Source organism: Phytopseudomonas seleniipraecipitans (assembly GCF_900102335.1).
Lineage (GTDB): Bacteria > Pseudomonadota > Gammaproteobacteria > Pseudomonadales > Pseudomonadaceae > Aquipseudomonas > Aquipseudomonas seleniipraecipitans.
The window spans coordinates 52,244-69,012 of record NZ_FNBM01000002.1; the positions used below are offsets into that span (position 1 = coordinate 52,244).

General features: G+C 60.3%; 19 protein-coding genes. 1 reads left to right on the top strand and 18 read right to left on the bottom strand.

Annotation, left to right across the window (positions count from 1 at the left end):
- Positions 1–15: 15 nt before the first annotated feature.
- From ispG to trmJ, 15 genes are all read right to left on the bottom strand, one after another.
- Complete coding sequence (gene ispG / locus BLS60_RS04985; protein ID WP_092365460.1) at positions 16–1,128, bottom strand: flavodoxin-dependent (E)-4-hydroxy-3-methylbut-2-enyl-diphosphate synthase; 1,113 nt, start codon at positions 1,126–1,128, stop codon at positions 16–18.
- Position 1,129: 1 nt separating this feature from the next.
- A complete protein-coding gene (locus tag BLS60_RS04990; RefSeq protein WP_070883316.1) occupies positions 1,130–2,146 on the bottom strand; it encodes a RodZ domain-containing protein in 1,017 nt (338 codons plus the stop codon).
- Complete coding sequence (gene pilW / locus BLS60_RS04995; protein WP_092365463.1) at positions 2,143–2,907, bottom strand: type IV pilus biogenesis/stability protein PilW; 765 nt, start codon at positions 2,905–2,907, stop codon at positions 2,143–2,145. The genes BLS60_RS04990 and pilW overlap by 4 nt, the downstream gene beginning before the upstream one ends.
- A gap of 10 nt (positions 2,908–2,917) precedes the next feature.
- Positions 2,918–4,066 carry a dual-specificity RNA methyltransferase RlmN gene (gene rlmN, locus BLS60_RS05000; RefSeq protein WP_092365466.1) on the bottom strand — a complete coding sequence of 383 codons (1,149 nt, stop codon included), beginning with the start codon at positions 4,064–4,066 and terminating at the stop codon, positions 2,918–2,920.
- 24 nt (positions 4,067–4,090) lie between these two features.
- Positions 4,091–4,522, bottom strand: coding sequence for a nucleoside-diphosphate kinase (gene ndk, locus BLS60_RS05005; protein WP_042555298.1), 432 nt, complete (start codon positions 4,520–4,522; stop codon positions 4,091–4,093).
- 139 nt (positions 4,523–4,661) lie between these two features.
- Positions 4,662–4,862, bottom strand: a complete 201-nt coding sequence (gene iscX, locus BLS60_RS05010; protein ID WP_070883319.1) for a Fe-S cluster assembly protein IscX — start codon at positions 4,860–4,862, stop codon at positions 4,662–4,664.
- A gap of 14 nt (positions 4,863–4,876) precedes the next feature.
- Positions 4,877–5,218: an ISC system 2Fe-2S type ferredoxin gene (gene fdx, locus BLS60_RS05015; protein ID WP_092365469.1), complete on the bottom strand. Its 342-nt coding sequence runs from the start codon at positions 5,216–5,218 to the stop codon at positions 4,877–4,879.
- A gap of 3 nt (positions 5,219–5,221) precedes the next feature.
- Positions 5,222–7,087: a Fe-S protein assembly chaperone HscA gene (hscA, locus tag BLS60_RS05020; RefSeq protein ID WP_092365472.1), complete on the bottom strand. Its 1,866-nt coding sequence runs from the start codon at positions 7,085–7,087 to the stop codon at positions 5,222–5,224.
- Between the two features lie 54 nt (positions 7,088–7,141).
- Positions 7,142–7,669 carry a co-chaperone HscB gene (gene hscB, locus BLS60_RS05025; protein WP_092365475.1) on the bottom strand — a complete coding sequence of 176 codons (528 nt, stop codon included), beginning with the start codon at positions 7,667–7,669 and terminating at the stop codon, positions 7,142–7,144.
- Positions 7,669–7,992: an iron-sulfur cluster assembly protein IscA gene (gene iscA, locus BLS60_RS05030; protein ID WP_070883323.1), complete on the bottom strand. Its 324-nt coding sequence runs from the start codon at positions 7,990–7,992 to the stop codon at positions 7,669–7,671. The genes hscB and iscA overlap by 1 nt, the downstream gene beginning before the upstream one ends.
- Before the next feature lie 12 nt (positions 7,993–8,004).
- Positions 8,005–8,391 carry a Fe-S cluster assembly scaffold IscU gene (iscU, locus tag BLS60_RS05035; protein WP_070883324.1) on the bottom strand — a complete coding sequence of 129 codons (387 nt, stop codon included), beginning with the start codon at positions 8,389–8,391 and terminating at the stop codon, positions 8,005–8,007.
- A 42-nt stretch (positions 8,392–8,433) separates the two neighbouring features.
- A complete protein-coding gene (locus BLS60_RS05040; RefSeq protein ID WP_092365478.1) occupies positions 8,434–9,648 on the bottom strand; it encodes an IscS subfamily cysteine desulfurase in 1,215 nt (404 codons plus the stop codon).
- Positions 9,649–9,691: 43 nt separating this feature from the next.
- The gene (iscR, locus tag BLS60_RS05045) at positions 9,692–10,189 is read right to left on the bottom strand and encodes a Fe-S cluster assembly transcriptional regulator IscR (protein ID WP_070883326.1); all 498 of its coding nucleotides are present in this window, start codon (positions 10,187–10,189) and stop codon (positions 9,692–9,694) included.
- Positions 10,190–10,337: 148 nt separating this feature from the next.
- Complete coding sequence (cysE, locus tag BLS60_RS05050; protein WP_070883327.1) at positions 10,338–11,117, bottom strand: serine O-acetyltransferase; 780 nt, start codon at positions 11,115–11,117, stop codon at positions 10,338–10,340.
- Positions 11,110–11,925, bottom strand: a complete 816-nt coding sequence (gene trmJ, locus BLS60_RS05055; protein ID WP_420848435.1) for a tRNA (cytosine(32)/uridine(32)-2'-O)-methyltransferase TrmJ — start codon at positions 11,923–11,925, stop codon at positions 11,110–11,112. The genes cysE and trmJ overlap by 8 nt, the downstream gene beginning before the upstream one ends.
- 106 nt (positions 11,926–12,031) lie before the next feature.
- Here trmJ and suhB point away from each other — a divergent pair, with 106 nt between their 5' ends.
- Positions 12,032–12,847 (top strand): type III secretion system regulator SuhB, encoded by an 816-nt coding sequence (gene suhB / locus BLS60_RS05060; RefSeq protein ID WP_070883329.1) that lies wholly within the window; start codon positions 12,032–12,034, stop codon positions 12,845–12,847.
- A 223-nt stretch (positions 12,848–13,070) separates the two neighbouring features.
- Here the strand turns inward: suhB and BLS60_RS05065 are convergent, their stop codons facing one another.
- From BLS60_RS05065 to secD, 3 genes are all read right to left on the bottom strand, one after another.
- Positions 13,071–13,616, bottom strand: a complete 546-nt coding sequence (locus tag BLS60_RS05065; protein ID WP_092365484.1) for a glycine zipper 2TM domain-containing protein — start codon at positions 13,614–13,616, stop codon at positions 13,071–13,073.
- Positions 13,617–13,741: 125 nt separating this feature from the next.
- Positions 13,742–14,659, bottom strand: a complete 918-nt coding sequence (gene secF, locus BLS60_RS05070; protein ID WP_092365487.1) for a protein translocase subunit SecF — start codon at positions 14,657–14,659, stop codon at positions 13,742–13,744.
- A 9-nt stretch (positions 14,660–14,668) separates the two neighbouring features.
- A complete protein-coding gene (gene secD / locus BLS60_RS05075) occupies positions 14,669–16,537 on the bottom strand; it encodes a protein translocase subunit SecD (RefSeq protein ID WP_070883332.1) in 1,869 nt (622 codons plus the stop codon).
- Between the last annotated feature and the right edge of the window lie 232 nt (positions 16,538–16,769).

The window sequence follows — 16,769 nt, forward strand, 5'->3', positions numbered from 1 at the left end:
TTCCTTAGGCACGGCTCAGCCGCGCACGATCACTGCCGCGTCGGCTGCGACCTTCTCGGCCGCCCTGGCACGAATCAGCCTTTCCAGCTCATCGACCAGGTTGGTGTTGGTCAGCTTCGAGACAGGTTTGCCATCGATGTAGACCAGGTTGTTCGGGCTGCCGCCGGTGAGGCCGATGTGCGCCTCCTTGGCTTCGCCGGGGCCGTTGACGACGCAGCCGATGACCGCAACATCCAGCGGCACCAGTAGGTCCTCGACGCGAGTTTCCAGCTCGTTCATGGTCTTCACTACATCGAAATTCTGCCGCGAGCAGCTCGGGCAGGCGATGAAGTTGATACCCCGCGAGCGCAGACGCAGCGACTTGAGGATATCGAAGCCGACCTTGATCTCTTCAACCGGATCAGCTGCCAGCGAAATGCGGATGGTGTCGCCGATGCCGTCGGCGAGCAACATGCCCAGGCCAACCGAGGACTTCACGGTACCGGAACGCAGGCCACCAGCTTCGGTGATACCGAGGTGCAGCGGCTGTTCGATCTGTTTGGCCAGCAGGCGATAGGCTTCAACGGCCATGAACACGTCGGAGGCCTTCACGCTGACCTTGAAGTCAGGGAAGTTCAGGCGGTCGAGGTGCTCCACGTGACGCAGCGCCGACTCGACCAGTGCTTCCGGGGTCGGCTCGCCATATTTCTTCTGCAGGTCCTTTTCCAGCGAACCGGCATTGACGCCGATACGGATCGGGATGCCCTTGTCGCGCGCCGCCTCGACCACCGCCTTGACGCGGTCTTCGCGGCCGATATTGCCGGGGTTGATACGCAGGCAATCGACACCCAGCTCGGCCACACGCAGGGCGATCTGGTAGTCGAAGTGAATATCCGCCACCAGCGGCAAGTTGACCTGTTGCTTGATGCGCCCGAAGGCTTCTGCCGCATCCATGTCCGGTACGGACACGCGCACGATGTCGGCACCGGCCGCTTCGAGACGACGAATCTGCTCGACAGTGGCGGCAACATCGTTGGTATCGGTGTTGGTCATGCTTTGCACGGCAATGGGCGCGTCGCCCCCTACCGGCACCGAACCTACCCAGATCTTGCGCGACAGACGACGTTTGATTGGCGATTCACCGTGCATATTACTGTCCACCCAACTTCAAGCGTGCGGTCTCACCGGAAATGTGCGGTGCCACATCGACGACAGCGCCGTTGTAGGTCACCTGAGCGCCACGAGCAAAGCCCAAACGCAGCTCCAGCGGCGCTTTGCCGCGCGCATCGAGGCTGTCGCCGGAGCGTTTCAGCCCGCTGGCGATGACCTTGCCATTGGCATCCGTCACCTGAACCCAGCAGTCAGCGGTGAACTTCAAATTTACCAGACCTTCGCCAGCAGCGGCCGGCGCTTGCGGTTCGGCAGCTGCGGCCGGCGCAGGCGCTTCAACCGCAGGTGCAGGCGACGCGGCGGGCGCATCTTGCTCGGTCGGAGCCTGGGCTGACTCGCCAGGGGTCGTCTGCGCAGGAGGATTAAGTTCCAGCAGCTCACTGGCAGTGCTTTCAGGGGTCGAAGACGGTGCATCACCGGTTTGCTCAGGAGCAATGCCCGGCAACGGCAGCTCGGTGCCCTGGCTCTGGGCAGCGGCAACGGCCTGATCTTCCGGCTCGTCGAGCGGGTGAATCTGCGTGCTGCCATCGGCGCCTTCGACCTCGACGTGGCCCAGCCCGACATTCTTCAAGCCATCGAGCTGCCAGCCTTGATCCTGCCACCAGTAGAAACACGCACCGCCCACACCGAGCAGAAGCAGGAAGCTGACCAGGCGAAGAATGCTTTGCGAGTAACGCGTAGGCTCTTCGATACGCCCCAGGGCATGCACACTGCTGCCGGTGGCATTGCTGCCGGTGAACTGATCGAAATCGGCTACCAGAGGCGCCTGCTCCAGGCCCAGCAGCTTCGCGTAGGCGCGGATGTAACCACGCGCGAAGGTGTTGCCCGGCAGCTTATCGAACTCGCCGGCCTCAAGCTGAGCCAGACGGATTGGCGTGAGATTGAGCTGAGTCGCGACTTCCGCGACGGACCAGCCTCTGTTTTCGCGCGCAGCACGCAGCGCCTCACCAGGATTGACGCGATGAGCTGCTGCAACTTCAGGTTGGGCGGCTTTCATCTTTGCTCCGACAGAAATTGCTGATATTCCGGCGTACCGGGATAAAGACGTTTCAACTGCAGGCCAAGGCTGGCGGCGCGGTTACGATCGTCGAAGATCGCCGCCAGACGCGCACCCAGCAACAGGCTACGGGCGTTCTGCTCGGCAATGGCGCTGTAGCCTTCGTAATAGCCACGCGCCGGCACGTATTGCTTGTCTTCGTAGGAAAGATTGGCCATTTCCAGCAGCGCACGCGGCTGGCGGCTGTTGAGGCGCAGCGAACGCTCGAAATAGGCTTTGGCCTCGTCACGCTGCTTGAGCGCCATGGCTGTCATGCCAAGGTTCTCGAAAACCCGCGCACGTTCAGGATAGAGGCTGTCCTCGGCAGCGAGGCTATAGCGCTCCATCGCTTCTTTGTAGCGTTTCTGCTCGTAGAGAAAACCCGCGTAATTGTTCAGCAGGCGAGCATCTTTAGGATTGCTCGACAGCGACTTGCGGAAATGCTCGTCGGCCAGCTTCGGCTCCATCTCGCGCTGGAACACCAGCGCCAGCACAGCATGCGCATCAGGCGCGGACGAGTCGATGTTCAAGGCGTTCTTGAGAGGCACCTTGGCCGGCCCGGTTTCACCCTGCTGCAAATAGCCAATGCCGAGCTGGACGAACGAGTCGTAAGCCTTCTTGCGGCCTTCGGACGTTTTCATCGGGTCGACGTCACCGGTAGAAACGCACGCGGTAAGCAGGCTTGCACTCAGCAGAAACAACAGGGAACGCAGCACGGTCATGGAGATCCTCTCAGGTACGACTGGCGGCAGGGCGCGGAGCATCCGCGTCAGCGCTCAGTTGGCGCACGGCGATATAACGTTCGCTGCGGCGGGTACGGTCCATGACCTGGCCAACCAACTGCCCGCACGCCGCGTCGATATCTTCACCACGGGTGGTGCGCACCGTGACGTTATGTCCGGCTTTTTGCAACAGCTCCTGAAAACGGCGAATGGCATTGTTGCTTGGCCGCTCGTACCCAGAATGCGGGAACGGGTTGAACGGAATCAGGTTGATCTTGCAGGGAATGTCCGCCAACAGGGCGACCATCTGCTCAGCGTGCTCGAGCTTATCGTTCACATCCTTGAGCAGGGTGTACTCGATCGTCAGCACACGCTTCTCGCCAAGGCCGGAAATGTAACGCTTGCAGGCGGCCAGCAGCATCTCCAGCGGGTACTTCTTGTTGATCGGCACCAATTGGCTGCGCAGCTCGTCGTTCGGCGCGTGCAGCGATAGCGCCAGGGACACGTCGATCACTTCGCCAAGTTTGTCGATCATCGGCACCACGCCGGAGGTGGACAGCGTCACCTTACGCTTGGAGATGCCGTAGCCGAGGTCGTCCATCATGATCTTCATGGCGGCGACGACGTTGTCGAAGTTCAGCAGCGGCTCGCCCATGCCCATCATCACCACATTGGTGACGGCGCGGTCGATCTTCGCTGGCACACTGCCGAACGATTTGCAGGCGATCCACACCTGGCCAATGATCTCGGCCGCGGTAAGGTCGCTGTTGAAACCTTGCTTGCCCGTGGAGCAGAAGCTGCAGTCCAGGGCACAGCCGGCTTGCGAGGAAACGCACAGGGTGCCACGCCCACCTTGGGGGATGTACACGGTTTCCACGCAGCTGCCCGACGCCACACGCACTACCCACTTGCGCGTGCCATCGGTGGAAATGTCTTCGCTGACCACTTCGGGCCCGCGAATATAGGCAGCGGCCTCGAGCTTCTCGCGCAAGGCCTTGCCGACGTTGGTCATGGCGGCGAAATCATCGACGCCAAAGTGGTGAATCCACTTCATGACCTGACCGGCACGAAAGCGCTTCTCTCCGAGGCTGTCGAAGAATTGCTCCATTTCCGGCTGGGTCAGGCCCAGCAGGTTGATTTTGCCGTTCGTGTCGGTCATGACGTCACCTTCGCACGCTTCGCCTTAGCGAATGCGGGCGTTTACCTCAGTAGCGGAGAAGAAGTAAGCGATTTCGCGAGCAGCGGAAGCTTCGGAATCGGAACCGTGTACGGCGTTCTCGTCGATGGAAACGGCGAAGTCAGCACGGATGGTGCCGGCAGCAGCTTCTTTCGGGTTGGTAGCGCCCATCAGCTCACGGTTCTTGGCGATGGCGTTTTCGCCTTCCAGTACCTGAACGATAACCGGACCGGACGTCATGAATGCAACCAGGTCCTTGAAGAAGCCGCGCTCGCTGTGCTCAGCGTAGAAGCCGGCAGCTTCGCGTTCGGACAGTTGCAGCTGCTTGGAGGCAACGATGCGCAGGCCGGCTTTCTCGAAACGAGTGGTGATCTCGCCGATGACGTTTTTAGCGACGGCATCAGGTTTGATGATGGAGAACGTACGTTGAACAGCCATGTGAAACTCCAGAAACGGTGATTAAAGCCAAAAATTAAACCCGCGAATTATACGCGGGTTCCAGTCAAATGCATAAGAGCGGAGCCGCTGTTGCAGCTCCACTTCGCACGCCCGGGCCGGCAGTAGCCGCCCAGACAGATCATTGCGCTTCTTCGATCCAGGCAGCCTGAATGGCTTCCAGCACCTTTTCGCCGCCGCGCTGCGGATCGTCGGAAAACTCCGGCAGCTCGACCACCCAGCGATGCAGCTGGACGAAATTCACGTAACGAGGATCGGTATCCGGCTTGCTGTCCGCGAGCTGGATGGCGATTTCGAGAACATCAACCCATTTCAGGCTCATGCTGGGCTTCCTGATCAGTGCGGCGCTTCGGCGGCGTGGTTGAGCGAATACTTGGGAATCTCGACGGTGATGTCTTCATCACCAACGATGGCCTGGCAGGCCAACCGCGACTGCGCTTCGAGACCCCAGGCCTTGTCGAGGTAATCTTCTTCGAGTTCGTCGGCCTCGTTCAAGGAATCGAATCCCTGGCGCACGATGCAATGGCAGGTGGTGCAGGCACACACGCCGCCACAGGCGCTTTCCATCTCGATATGGTGTTCATGGGCCAGCTCCAGTATTGAAGTACCAGCCTGAGCCTCCACCACCAGCCCTTCCGGGCAGAATTTCTCGTGGGGCAGAAAAGTTACCTGAGGCATCAGTTATTCCTCGATCTCATTCAGGTTGCGCCCGGCCAACGCGGCTTTCACCGTCGAGTCCATGCGGCGGGCTGCAAAAGCATCGGTCACCTGCGACAGACGCTTGGTCTGCTGCTCGATGGCCACGCCATCGGTGCCAGTCAACAAATCACGGAGTTCCTGCATCTGCAGGTCGATCACCATGCGCTCTTCGGCGTCCAGCAGGCGTTCGCCATCCACTTGCAAGGCAGCTTCGACCGCCTCGAGCAGACGCTGGGCATCGACCTGCTGCTCGCGCAACGCGCGGGCGGCCTTGTCGCCACCGGCGTGCTGGAAGGAATCCTTGAGCATGCGCGCCACCTCACCATCGGTGAGACCGTACGAGGGCTTGACCTGGATACTGGCTTCAACACCGGAGGCCAGCTCGCGGGCACTGACGCTCAGCAGGCCATCAGCGTCCACCTGGAAGGTCACGCGAATCTTCGCCGCACCGGCCACCATTGGCGGAATGCCGCGCAGCTCGAAGCGCGCCAGGGAGCGGCAATCGCTGATCAGTTCGCGCTCACCCTGCAGCACATGGATCATCATGGCGCTCTGGCCATCTTTGTAGGTCGTGAATTCTTGCGCACGAGCCACCGGAATCGTGGTGTTGCGCGGGATCACTTTCTCCATCAACCCACCCATGGTTTCCAACCCCAGGGACAGCGGGATGACGTCCAGCAGCAGCAATTCTTCGCCGTCTGCACGGCGGTTGCCGGCCAGGGCATCGGCCTGGATGGCGGCGCCGATGGCGACCACCTGATCCGGGTCGATATCAGTCAGCGGCTGACGGCCGAACAGCTCACCGACAGCCTCGCGAACGCGCGGCACACGGGTCGAACCACCGACCATGACCACGGCGCCAACGTCTTCGACTTCAATACCAGAGTCGCGTACGGCACGACGGCAGGCCTTGAGGCTGCGCGCCACCATCGGCTCGATCAGCGCCTGGAAATCCACACGGGACAACACACCGCGCCATTCGCCGTGGGCGACCTCGACGCTCTCGGCATCGGTGAGCGCTTCCTTGGCGGTGCAAGCAGTCTGCAGCAGGCTGCGCTGGGCTCCCGGCTCGATATCGGCGGACAGGCCAGCTTGCTCGATGATCCAGCCAGCGATGGCGTGATCGAAATCATCCCCACCCAGGGCGCTGTCGCCGCCGGTCGCCAGCACTTCGAACACACCACCCGTCAAACGCAGGATGGATATATCGAAGGTGCCGCCACCCAGGTCGTAGATTGCCACCACGCCTTCGGCGTTCTGGTCGAGACCATAGGCGACCGCCGCGGCAGTAGGCTCATTGAGCAAACGCAGCACGCTCAGGCCGGCCAAACGCGCAGCGTCCTTGGTGGCCTGACGCTGGGAGTCGTCGAAATAAGCCGGCACGGTAATCACCGCGCCCACCAGCTCGCCGCCCAGGCTCGCCTCGGCACGCTGACGCAGTACGCGGAGAATATCGGCAGAGACTTCGACAGGGCTTTTCAGCCCTTGCACGGTGTCGATAAACGGCATGTGCGACTCGCCAGCAACGAAGCGGTAAGGCAGCTGCTCACCCAGTTGCTTCACATCGGCAAGGCCGCGCCCCATCAATCGCTTGACCGACAGGATGCTGTTGAATGGATCGCTGGCGGCGTCACGACGGGCCGCTTCGCCGACCTCGACGCGATCTGCGTGGTAACGCACGGCCGAGGGCAGGATCAGGCGCCCTTCGCTGTCCGGCAGCGGCTCGCTGACGCCACTGCGCACGGCGGCGACGAGGGAATTGGTAGTGCCCAGATCGATGCCGACAGCCAGACGACGCTGGTGGGGTTGTGGGCTCTGTCCGGGCTCAGCAATCTGCAATAAAGCCATAGGTAGTCGGTGCTTATCTGAGTATCAGGCACGGCCACGGCAGCCGTACGAGCATTAATCGTCGAGGCGCTCTTCCAGTTGGCGCACCTCGTGGGAAAGCTTGTCGAGGAACTGCATGCGACGCATCAGGCGTTCGGCCTCTTCTCGGCGCGCATTGTCCTCCCAAGCCTCGGCGAAGCGTTCATTCAGCCCTCGCTGGGCAATCTTCAGGCGTCCTTTGAAAGCGGCAACACCCGCCAGGTCGGCGTCGTCCTGCAGCTCCTCGAGCTCTTCACGCCACTGCATCTGCTGCAGCAGAAAGTCAGAATCCTGCACGGTGACTTCCAACGGCAGCTCCGGGCCTCGCATCGCCAGCAGGTAGCGAGCCCGCTGCGAGTCGCTCTTCAACGTTCGATAAGCCTCGTTGAGACTCGCCGAACGCTCCAGCGCCAGGCGCTGCTCGCGCTCGGATGCATCGGCGAAACGGTCGGGATGAACGCTGCGGGCAAGCTCACGGTAACGCGCGGCCAACTGCTCGAGATCCAGACGAAAACTCGGCTGCAGCTCGAACAGGGCGAAGTGACAGGGACCGGAACTGTTCATCAGATGTTGAAGCTTTCGCCGCAGCCACATTCGCCACGAACGTTGGGGTTGTTGAACTTGAAGCCTTCGTTCAACCCTTCCTTGACGAAATCCAGCTCGGTGCCGTCGAGATAGACCAGGCTCTTGGGATCAATGATCACCTTGACGCCATGGCTCTCGAACACCTGATCTTCGCCGGCGGTTTCGTCGACGAACTCCAACACGTAGGCCAGACCGGAACAGCCTGTGGTGCGAACACCCAGGCGGATACCCTCACCCTTTCCGCGCCCATCCAGGGAACGCTGAATATGCTGGGCGGCAGCCTGAGTCATGCTGATAGCCATCGACTAACCTCCTTAGAGCAAACCTTTCTTCTGTTTGTAATCGCGCACTGCCGCCTTGATGGCGTCTTCGGCGAGAACGGAACAGTGAATTTTCACGGGCGGCAGAGCCAGTTCTTCGGCAAGCTGGGTATTGCTGATGGTGACAGCCTCATCCAGGGTCTTGCCTTTCATCCACTCAGTCGCCAGGGAGCTGGAGGCGATGGCGGAGCCACAACCGTAAGTCTTGAACTTGGCGTCTTCGATAACGCCAGCATCGCTGACCTTGATCTGCAGACGCATCACGTCGCCGCAAGCCGGCGCGCCGACCATGCCGGTGCCGACGTCAGGATCTTCCGCGTTCATCTTGCCGACGTTGCGCGGATTCTCGTAGTGGTCGATGACCTTTTCGCTGTAAGCCATGTTATCTATCCTCTTTCATCAGGCGCCGCTCACTGGCAGCTTTTAGTGTGCTGCCCATTCCACTTTGGAAATGTCGACACCTTCTTTGAACATATCCCAGAGCGGCGACAGTTCGCGCAGCTTGGTGACCGCCTCGCGTACTTTCTCCGCGGCGTAATCGACTTCTTCTTCGGTGGTAAAGCGACCGAAGGTGAAGCGAATCGAGCTGTGCGCCAGTTCATCGTTGCGGCCCAGGGCACGCAGCACGTAGGAAGGCTCCAGGGACGCCGAGGTACAGGCCGAACCGGACGATACCGCGAGGTCCTTGAGGGCCATGATCAGCGATTCGCCTTCCACGTAGTTGAAGCTGAGGTTCAGGTTGTGCGGTACGCGGGCAGTCATGCTGCCGTTGACGTACAGCTCTTCCAGACCATCGACCTGCTTGAAGAAGCGATCACGCAGGGCCGTAACTTTGGCGTTCTCTGCGGCCATTTCTTCCTTGGCGATACGGAAGGCTTCACCCATGCCGACGCACTGGTGAGTCGCCAGGGTACCGGAACGCATGCCACGCTCGTGGCCACCACCGTGGGTCTGCGCTTCCAGGCGGATACGCGGCTTGCGGCGTACGTACAGCGCGCCGACGCCTTTCGGGCCGTAAGTCTTGTGCGCCGAGAAGGCCATCAGATCGACCTTTAGATTCTGCAGATCAATCTCAACCTTGCCGGTCGACTGGGCAGCATCGACATGGAAGAACACGCCACGTGCACGCAACATCTCGCCGATGGCGGCGATGTCGTTGACGGTGCCGATTTCGTTGTTGACGTGCATGATCGACACCAGTGTGGTGTCGTCTCGCAGTGCCGACTCAACCATGGCTGGGGTGATCAGGCCGTCTTCACCAGGCTCGATGTAGGTGACTTCGAAGCCTTCACGCTCGAGCTGACGCATGGTGTCGAGCACTGCTTTGTGCTCGATCTTCGAGGTGATCAGGTGCTTGCCCTTGCTCGCGTAGAAGGTCGCGACACCCTTGATCGCGAGATTGTCAGACTCGGTAGCGCCGGACGTCCAGACGATTTCACGCGGGTCAGCGTTAACCAGCTCGGCGACCTGACGGCGGGCATTTTCCACCGCTTCTTCGGCTTTCCAGCCAAATACGTGGGAACGCGAAGCTGGGTTGCCGAAGTTACCTTCGTTGGTCAGGCATTCGATCATTTTTTGCGCAACGCGCGGATCGACCGGCGTTGTCGCGGAGTAATCCATGTAAATTGGCAATTTCATTTCGGTATCTCCTAATCAGGTATCAGGCCGGCGCCTTGCGTACTCAATCGACGGTGGACGCTTCAATCTTATCCAGCTGGTGTGCCCTGCCATTGCTGCTGCAGCGACGCTGATCCTGGCGCTGGGCGACTTCCTGCACTTCGCTACGCGTGACAAGGTCGGCCAGGCTGATGCCGCTGAGGAACTCGTGGATCTGCTGGCTCAGGTCACACCACAAATGGTGGGTCAGACAGATATCGCCAGAGTGGCAACCGCCCTGTCCCTGGCAACGCGTAGCGTCGACGGATTCGTTGACCGCATCGATCACTTCGGCGACTTGAATACCCTGCATGTTGCGCGACAGCTGATAACCACCGCCCGGCCCGCGCACACTGGATACCAGACTGCCACGGCGCAGCTTGGCGAACAGCTGCTCAAGGTAGGAAAGAGAAATACCCTGACGCTCGGAAATGTCGGCAAGGGATACCGGCCCGTTCTGCGCATGCAGCGCCAGATCGAGCATGGCAGTCACGGCATACCGGCCTTTGGTAGTCAGTCGCATGAAGGGTTACCAAGCAATCACAATGTGCCGCAATTATGCTATTTCCGAGTATTTGAGTCAACTATAAGACCTAGTAAAACACTCAGGTTTACGACTCATTGCAGCCCACAACGGCGGCGGATCATAGCAAAGCCCTATGCGCCACGCATCAAGCGGCAGGCTTGTCGCCCTGCCCCTTGCAGACCCCATCGAAATCCTCGGCACGCAGTTCGGGCAGGTCCTTGGCGCAGTAATCACTACCCAATGCACCCAGCGCTTCACACATGCCCTCGAGGCGGTTATCGACCGCATGCAGATGATCAAGCAGCTGGGCGATCGCGCGCGCAACCGGATCCGGCATGTCCTGGCTGACGCCATAGGCATCGAAACCCAGCTTGTCGGCCATGGCCTGGCGCTGCGCCTCGAGCGCAGCATCACTCTTGACGATGATCTTGGCGGGAATGCCAACAGCCGTCGCGCCCGCTGGCACCGCCTTGGTGACCACGGCATTGGAGCCAATCTTGGCGCCCGCACCGACCGTGAACGGACCGAGCACCTTGGCACCGGCACCCACCACCACGCCATCTTCAAGGGTCGGGTGACGCTTGCCCTTGTTCCAGCTGGTGCCTCCCAGGGTAACGCCCTGATAGAGCGTGACGTCATCGCCGATCTCAGCGGTTTCACCAATGACGATGCCCATGCCGTGATCGATGAAAAAGCGGCGGCCGATCACCGCACCCGGATGAATTTCAATTCCGGTCAGCCAGCGACTGAAGTTCGACACCCCCCGCGCCAGCCACTTCCAGCCCGCGCCCCACAATCCATGAGCTGCGCGGTGCAACCAGACCGCATGCAGACCGGGGTAACAGGTGACCACCTCGAACGCATTGCGCGCCGCTGGATCACGATGAAATACACCCTGGATATCTTCCCGCATGCGCTCAAACATCAGTCTTTCCCCGCTTGTGGTGCTCGCCGCGCGCCGCCTTGAGCGTTTCCGTCAATACGCCGCGCAAGATGTTCATTTCCAACTTGGTCACGCCGCTGCGCCCATACAGGCGACGCAACCGACTCATCAGGTGACGCGGGTTGACCGGGTCGAGAAAACCGATCTCCACCAGCGACTTTTCCAGGTGGCCGTAAAAAGACTCCATCTCGTCTGCAGTCACTGGCTGCTCACCTTCGTCCACGGCGATTTCGGCGCGAGACGCAACAACAGGCATGTTTTCGAGGGCCAGCGCCGCCATGCGGGCTTCGTAGGTCAACACCTGTACGGCTGCTGCGAGGTTCAGCGAGCTGAATGCCGGATCAGACGGAATATGCACATGGAAGTGGCAGCGCTGCAGCTCTTCATTGGTCAGACCGGCATGCTCGCGACCGAACACCAGCGCCACCTCGGCACCCTCAGCGGCCTTGTTGACCGCCTGGACACCACACTCGCGCGGATCAATCAACGGCCAGGGAATGCGCCGCTCCCGCGCACTGGTGCCGAACACCAGACTGCAGCCAACCAGCGCATCCTCAAGGCACGACACCACCTGGGCAGAATCGAGAATATCGCTCGCGCCAGAGGCACGAGCCACCGCTTCCTCGCTTGGAAACTGACGAGGTTCCACCAGCACCAGGCGCGACAATCCCATGTTTTTCATGGCACGAGCCGCCCCACCGATATTGCCGGGATGGCTGGTATTGACCAGTACCACTCGAATGTTCTGCAGCAAGGGAGACGCCCGTGTCGGATAAATAAGGTGACAAATCTTACAGAAGGCCCCTGCTTTATGCCACGCGGGCACCGACGGCACTTCAAGCGAGAAGCTTTTCTGCTAGAATGGCCGGCTTTATTACGACCCCAGGTGAACTTCCATGCAGCCCATGCTGAATATCGCGCTGCGCGCAGCCCGTAGCGCCGGTGAAATGATCTTCCGCTCAATCGAACGCCTGGACGTCATCTCCGTAGATGAAAAGGACGCCAAGGACTACGTTACCGAAATCGACCGCTCTGCCGAGCTGATGATCATCCAGGCCTTGCGCAAGGCCTACCCGACCCACAGCTTCCTTGGCGAAGAAGGCGGCCTGATCGAAGGCAGTGGTGAAGGCGCCGATTACCAGTGGATCATCGACCCGCTCGACGGCACCACCAACTTCATTCGTGGCGTGCCGCACTTCGCCGTCAGCCTGGCCTGCAAATACCGCGGCCGCCTGGAGCACGCGGTGATCATCGACCCGGTGCGCCAGGAAGAATTCACCGCCAGCCGTGGTCGTGGTGCCGCCCTCAACGGTCGCCGCCTGCGCGTAAGCAACCGCAAGAGCCTGGACGGCGCCCTGCTGGGCACCGGCTTCCCGTTCCGCGATAGCCAGTTGGATAACCTGGAAAACTACCTTGGCATGTTCCGCAGCCTGGTTGGCCAGACCGCCGGGGTACGCCGTGCCGGCGCTGCCAGCCTGGACCTGGCTTATGTAGCTGCCGGCCGCTTCGATGCGTTCTGGGAGTTTGGCCTGTCCGAGTGGGACATGGCTGCGGGCGCGCTGCTGATTCAGGAAGCAGGCGGCCTGGTCAGCGACTTCAGCGGCGGCCACGAATTCCTCGAGAAAGGCCAGATCGTTGCCGGCAACACCAAGTGCTTCAAGGCCGTGCTGACCGCGATCCAGCCACACCTCTCGGCATCGCTCAAGCGCTAAGAATTAGCGAAAGCCTACTGCGCGTCGGCACTGCGGCGTTAAAAACAGGCTCGGAATGCTCATGTACAAAAGTACACTCCGCTTCCTTGCCTGCTTTTGCCTCGCATTGCTCTAGCTCGCTAGACTTTAAAACCTGATTCACAAAAAACCGGCTTCGAGCCGGTTTTTTATTGCCCATGAAAAAGGCGCTCCTGAGAGCGCCTTTTTCATCAGCTGATGCGGTTTACTCTGCCGCGTCAGAATCAGCCAGCACCAGCTTGCCATCACGGACCGGAATCTTGCTCCCCGGCTCTTCATCCATGCGCACTCTGCCGACCTTGCCGTCCAGATCGTACTTCACGTCGTAGCCGACAATCTTCTCACTGCTATCAGTGACGGTTTTGCAGCGGGTCTCAGTGGTGGTGTAGGTATCACGCCCCTGCATACCTTCCTGCACCTTGTTGCCCGCGTAACCACCACCTACAGCGCCTGCCACGGTAGCGATCTTCTTGCCATTGCCACCACCGACCTGATTGCCGAGCAGGCCGCCGACCACGGCACCAATGGCGGTACCGGCGATCTGGTGCTGATCCTGAACTGGGCGCTGTCGCGTAACGGCGACATCCCTGCATTCCTCACGCGGCGTCTTGATGGTTTCGGTTACCGGCTTGACCGCCAGCACCTCGGCGTACTGAGGTCCGCCGCCGACCAAACTGTAGGTCGCAACAGCGCCACCTGCAGTGACACCAACAGCACCCAATACAGCTCCAACCAACAACGACTTGTTCATGCGAACCTCCTGATCACAACTACAGCGCCCATGCGCTTTACTCCCTGCCTTGGAGATGAAAAACGGGCGCCTAGTTCCCTAGGCGCCCGTTTTTATAGCGTGCAGCTGTGTTGTGCATCACGCCATCAGGGGCGCTCGTCGATGCTCTCCGGATCGACCGCTGGCGGGATCAGGTCCTCGCTGGTCAGTTTCAGCCAGATCAGCACCGGCGCACTGATATAAATCGAAGAATAGGTCCCCACCGCCACACCGATAAGCAGCGTCAGCGCGAAGCCGCCGAGGCTGTCGCCACCAAAGATCAGCAGCGCAATCAACGCCATGGCGGTCGACAACGATGTGGCCATGGTACGCAGCAAGGTCTGGGTAACCGACACGTCGATGTTCTCAATAATGTCGGCTTTGCGTAGCACGCGGAAGTTCTCGCGGATACGGTCATAGATGATGATCGTATCGTTGAGCGAGTAGCCGATCATCGCCAGCACCGCAGCGAGCACCGTCAAGTCGAAAGGCACCTGGAAGAATGCCAGGATACCCAGCGTCACGATAATGTCGTGCGCCAGCGAGCCGACGGCACCAATACCGAACTTCCACTGGAAGCGAAAGGCCAGGTACAGCAGGATACCGCCGAGCGCCAGCAGCATGGCCAGACCGCCTTGATCACGCAGCTCTTCACCCACTTGCGGGCCGACGAACTCGACACGCTTGACCTCGAAGGAAGTGGTGTCGATCTTGCGCAATGCGGTTGCCACTTCATTACCCAGATCGGCCGAATCACCGGCCAGGCGCACCAGCACATCGGTGGTCGAGCCGAAACTCTGCACCACGGCGTCGGTGTAGCCCGCCTGACCCAGCTCACGCTTGATCAGCTCGAGATCTGCCGGCTGCTCGTAGGACAGCTCGATCAACGTACCGCCGGTGAAGTCGAGGCCGAAGTTCAGCCCGTGCTTGAACAGGCTGCCAAGGCCAATGATGCTGATGACTACAGTGATGGCGAACGCAAGGTTGCGTATCGCCATGAAAGGAATGCGGGATGGTAACTTCATGTTCTCACCTTAAATCCACAGTTTCTTGAAGTTACGGCCACCGAAAATCAGGTTGACCATACCGCGGGTGAACATGATCGCGGTAAACATCGAGGTGATGATGCCCAGCGACATCGTCACCGCAAACCCTTTCACGGGCCCGGTTCCCAGTGCGAACAGGATTGCACCGACCAGCAACGTGGTCAGGTTACTGTCGAGAATCGCCGAGTAGGCACGGTCAAAACCTTCGTGAATGGCACGCTGCACCGAAAGGCCGTTGGCCAGCTCCTCGCGTATTCGGGAGAAGATCAGCACGTTGGCGTCCACGGCCATACCCAGTGTCAGCACGATACCGGCGATACCCGGCAGGGTCAGCGTCGCGCCGATGACCGACATCAGGCCCACCAGCAAGACCAGGTTGAAGGCCAGAGCCACGGTCGCCAACACACCAAAGAAGCGGTAGATGGCGATGATGAACAGCGCCACGAAGATCATCGCCCATTCGGTCGACTCAATACCTTTGGCAATGTTTTCAGCACCCAGGCTTGGGCCAATGGTGCGTTCTTCCGCGAAATACATGGGTGCAGCCAGGCCACCGGCACGCAGCAGCAGGGCCAGCTCCGAGGATTCACCCTGGCCATTCAGGCCAGTGATACGGAACTGGCTACCCAGCGGCGACTGAATGGTCGCCAGACTGATGATCTGCTTTTCTTCCTGGAACGAATCGAGGCGCACTTCCTGCTCGACGCCGTCGACCATCTGACGGGTATAGCGGGTAACCGGGCGCTGCTCGATGAAGATCACCGCCATGCTGCGCCCGACATTGCTGCGGGTAGCGCGGTTCATCAGGTCACCGCCATGGCCATCGAGGCGAATGTTCACCTGCGGTCGGCCATTCTCGTCAAAGCTGGCCTGAGCATCGGTCACCTGGTCACCGGTGATGATCAGCTCACGATCGAGCTGCACGGGTGGGCGGCCCTCCTCGCGAAAACCGAAAGACTCAGTCGCACCGCGCGGCGCGCCAGGGTCGGCTGCCAGGCGGAACTCAAGGTTGGCGGTCTTGCCGAGGATACGCTTGGCCTCGGCCGTGTCCTGCACGCCCGGCAGTTCGACCACGATACGGTTGGCACCCTGACGCTGCACCAGCGGCTCGGCAACACCCAGCTCGTTGACGCGGTTACGCACGGTGGTCAAGTTCTGGCGGATCGAGTACTCACGAATCTCGGCAATCTTGGCCGCGGTCATGGTCACGCGCAGAACCTGCTGACCACCACGTTCCTGAGCGTTCAGCTCGAAATCGTTGAAGTCCTTGCGAATCAGCTGCTCGGCCTTCTCGAGTGTCTCGCTGTCTGCGAAACCCAACTGGATGGCATCGCCTTGCTGCGGCATGCTGCGATAACGCACGCGCTCCTTGCGCAGCAGGCTTTTCAACTCACCCTCATAGACCTGACGACGCACATCCAGCGCTTTGTCCATGTCTACTTCGAGCAGGAAGTGCACACCACCAGACAGGTCGAGGCCGAGTTTCATCGGGCTCGCACCGAGGCTGCGCAGCCAATCAGGTGTGGTTTGGGCCAGGTTGAGTGCGACTACATAGTTGTCACCGAGCACTTTGCGCACGATGTCCTTGGCCGGCAACTGGTCGCCCTGCTTGGTCAGGCGTACCAGACCGTTACGACCTTGCTCGCCTACGCTCGACGCCTTGACCTGGATGCCGGCATCGGTCAGCGCCTTGCTGACGCGATCGAGATCGGCCTGCGCGATAGTCTGCGCCGAGCTGGCCCCGCTGACCTGGATAGCCGGATCATCAGGGTAAAGATTAGGTGCGGAATAAATCACGCTGATAGCCAGTACGGCCACGATCAGCAGGTACTTCCACAAAGGGTATTTGTTGAGCATGAATGACGCCGCCCGCTTATGACGCGGGGCGCAATATGCGCCCCGCGGGATGGATAAAACTGGAACAGAGACTTAACAGACCACTGAAAAGCGTAGGCGAAGCAGCCAGCGCAAGGCCAATGGTGGCCCCACAGAGACAGGCGAGAAAGCGATCGGAGTCGCGAACAACTTTACGGGTGTAAATGAGCATTCCGAGCCTGTATCTAACGCAGCAATGCCAACGCAGGTAGTT

What these genes read in the sequence shown, in the direction of transcription:
- iscX (WP_070883319.1), bottom strand. Translation starts at nt 4,862, where the DNA reads ATGAGCCTGAAATGGGTTGATGTTCTCGAAATCGCCATCCAGCTCGCG.
- suhB (WP_070883329.1), top strand. Translation starts at nt 12,032, where the DNA reads ATGCAGCCCATGCTGAATATCGCGCTGCGCGCAGCCCGTAGCGCCGGT.
- secD (WP_070883332.1), bottom strand. Translation starts at nt 16,537, where the DNA reads ATGCTCAACAAATACCCTTTGTGGAAGTACCTGCTGATCGTGGCCGTA.
- hscA (WP_092365472.1), bottom strand. Translation starts at nt 7,087, where the DNA reads ATGGCTTTATTGCAGATTGCTGAGCCCGGACAGAGCCCACAACCCCAC.
- secF (WP_092365487.1), bottom strand. Translation starts at nt 14,659, where the DNA reads ATGAAGTTACCATCCCGCATTCCTTTCATGGCGATACGCAACCTTGCG.
- iscA (WP_070883323.1), bottom strand. Translation starts at nt 7,992, where the DNA reads ATGGCTATCAGCATGACTCAGGCTGCCGCCCAGCATATTCAGCGTTCC.
- BLS60_RS04990 (WP_070883316.1), bottom strand. Translation starts at nt 2,146, where the DNA reads ATGAAAGCCGCCCAACCTGAAGTTGCAGCAGCTCATCGCGTCAATCCT.
- ndk (WP_042555298.1), bottom strand. Translation starts at nt 4,522, where the DNA reads ATGGCTGTTCAACGTACGTTCTCCATCATCAAACCTGATGCCGTCGCT.
- rlmN (WP_092365466.1), bottom strand. Translation starts at nt 4,066, where the DNA reads ATGACCGACACGAACGGCAAAATCAACCTGCTGGGCCTGACCCAGCCG.
- BLS60_RS05040 (WP_092365478.1), bottom strand. Translation starts at nt 9,648, where the DNA reads ATGAAATTGCCAATTTACATGGATTACTCCGCGACAACGCCGGTCGAT.
- ispG (WP_092365460.1), bottom strand. Translation starts at nt 1,128, where the DNA reads ATGCACGGTGAATCGCCAATCAAACGTCGTCTGTCGCGCAAGATCTGG.
- pilW (WP_092365463.1), bottom strand. Translation starts at nt 2,907, where the DNA reads ATGACCGTGCTGCGTTCCCTGTTGTTTCTGCTGAGTGCAAGCCTGCTT.
- fdx (WP_092365469.1), bottom strand. Translation starts at nt 5,218, where the DNA reads ATGCCTCAGGTAACTTTTCTGCCCCACGAGAAATTCTGCCCGGAAGGG.
- hscB (WP_092365475.1), bottom strand. Translation starts at nt 7,669, where the DNA reads ATGAACAGTTCCGGTCCCTGTCACTTCGCCCTGTTCGAGCTGCAGCCG.
- iscR (WP_070883326.1), bottom strand. Translation starts at nt 10,189, where the DNA reads ATGCGACTGACTACCAAAGGCCGGTATGCCGTGACTGCCATGCTCGAT.
- cysE (WP_070883327.1), bottom strand. Translation starts at nt 11,117, where the DNA reads ATGTTTGAGCGCATGCGGGAAGATATCCAGGGTGTATTTCATCGTGAT.
- iscU (WP_070883324.1), bottom strand. Translation starts at nt 8,391, where the DNA reads ATGGCTTACAGCGAAAAGGTCATCGACCACTACGAGAATCCGCGCAAC.
- BLS60_RS05065 (WP_092365484.1), bottom strand. Translation starts at nt 13,616, where the DNA reads ATGAACAAGTCGTTGTTGGTTGGAGCTGTATTGGGTGCTGTTGGTGTC.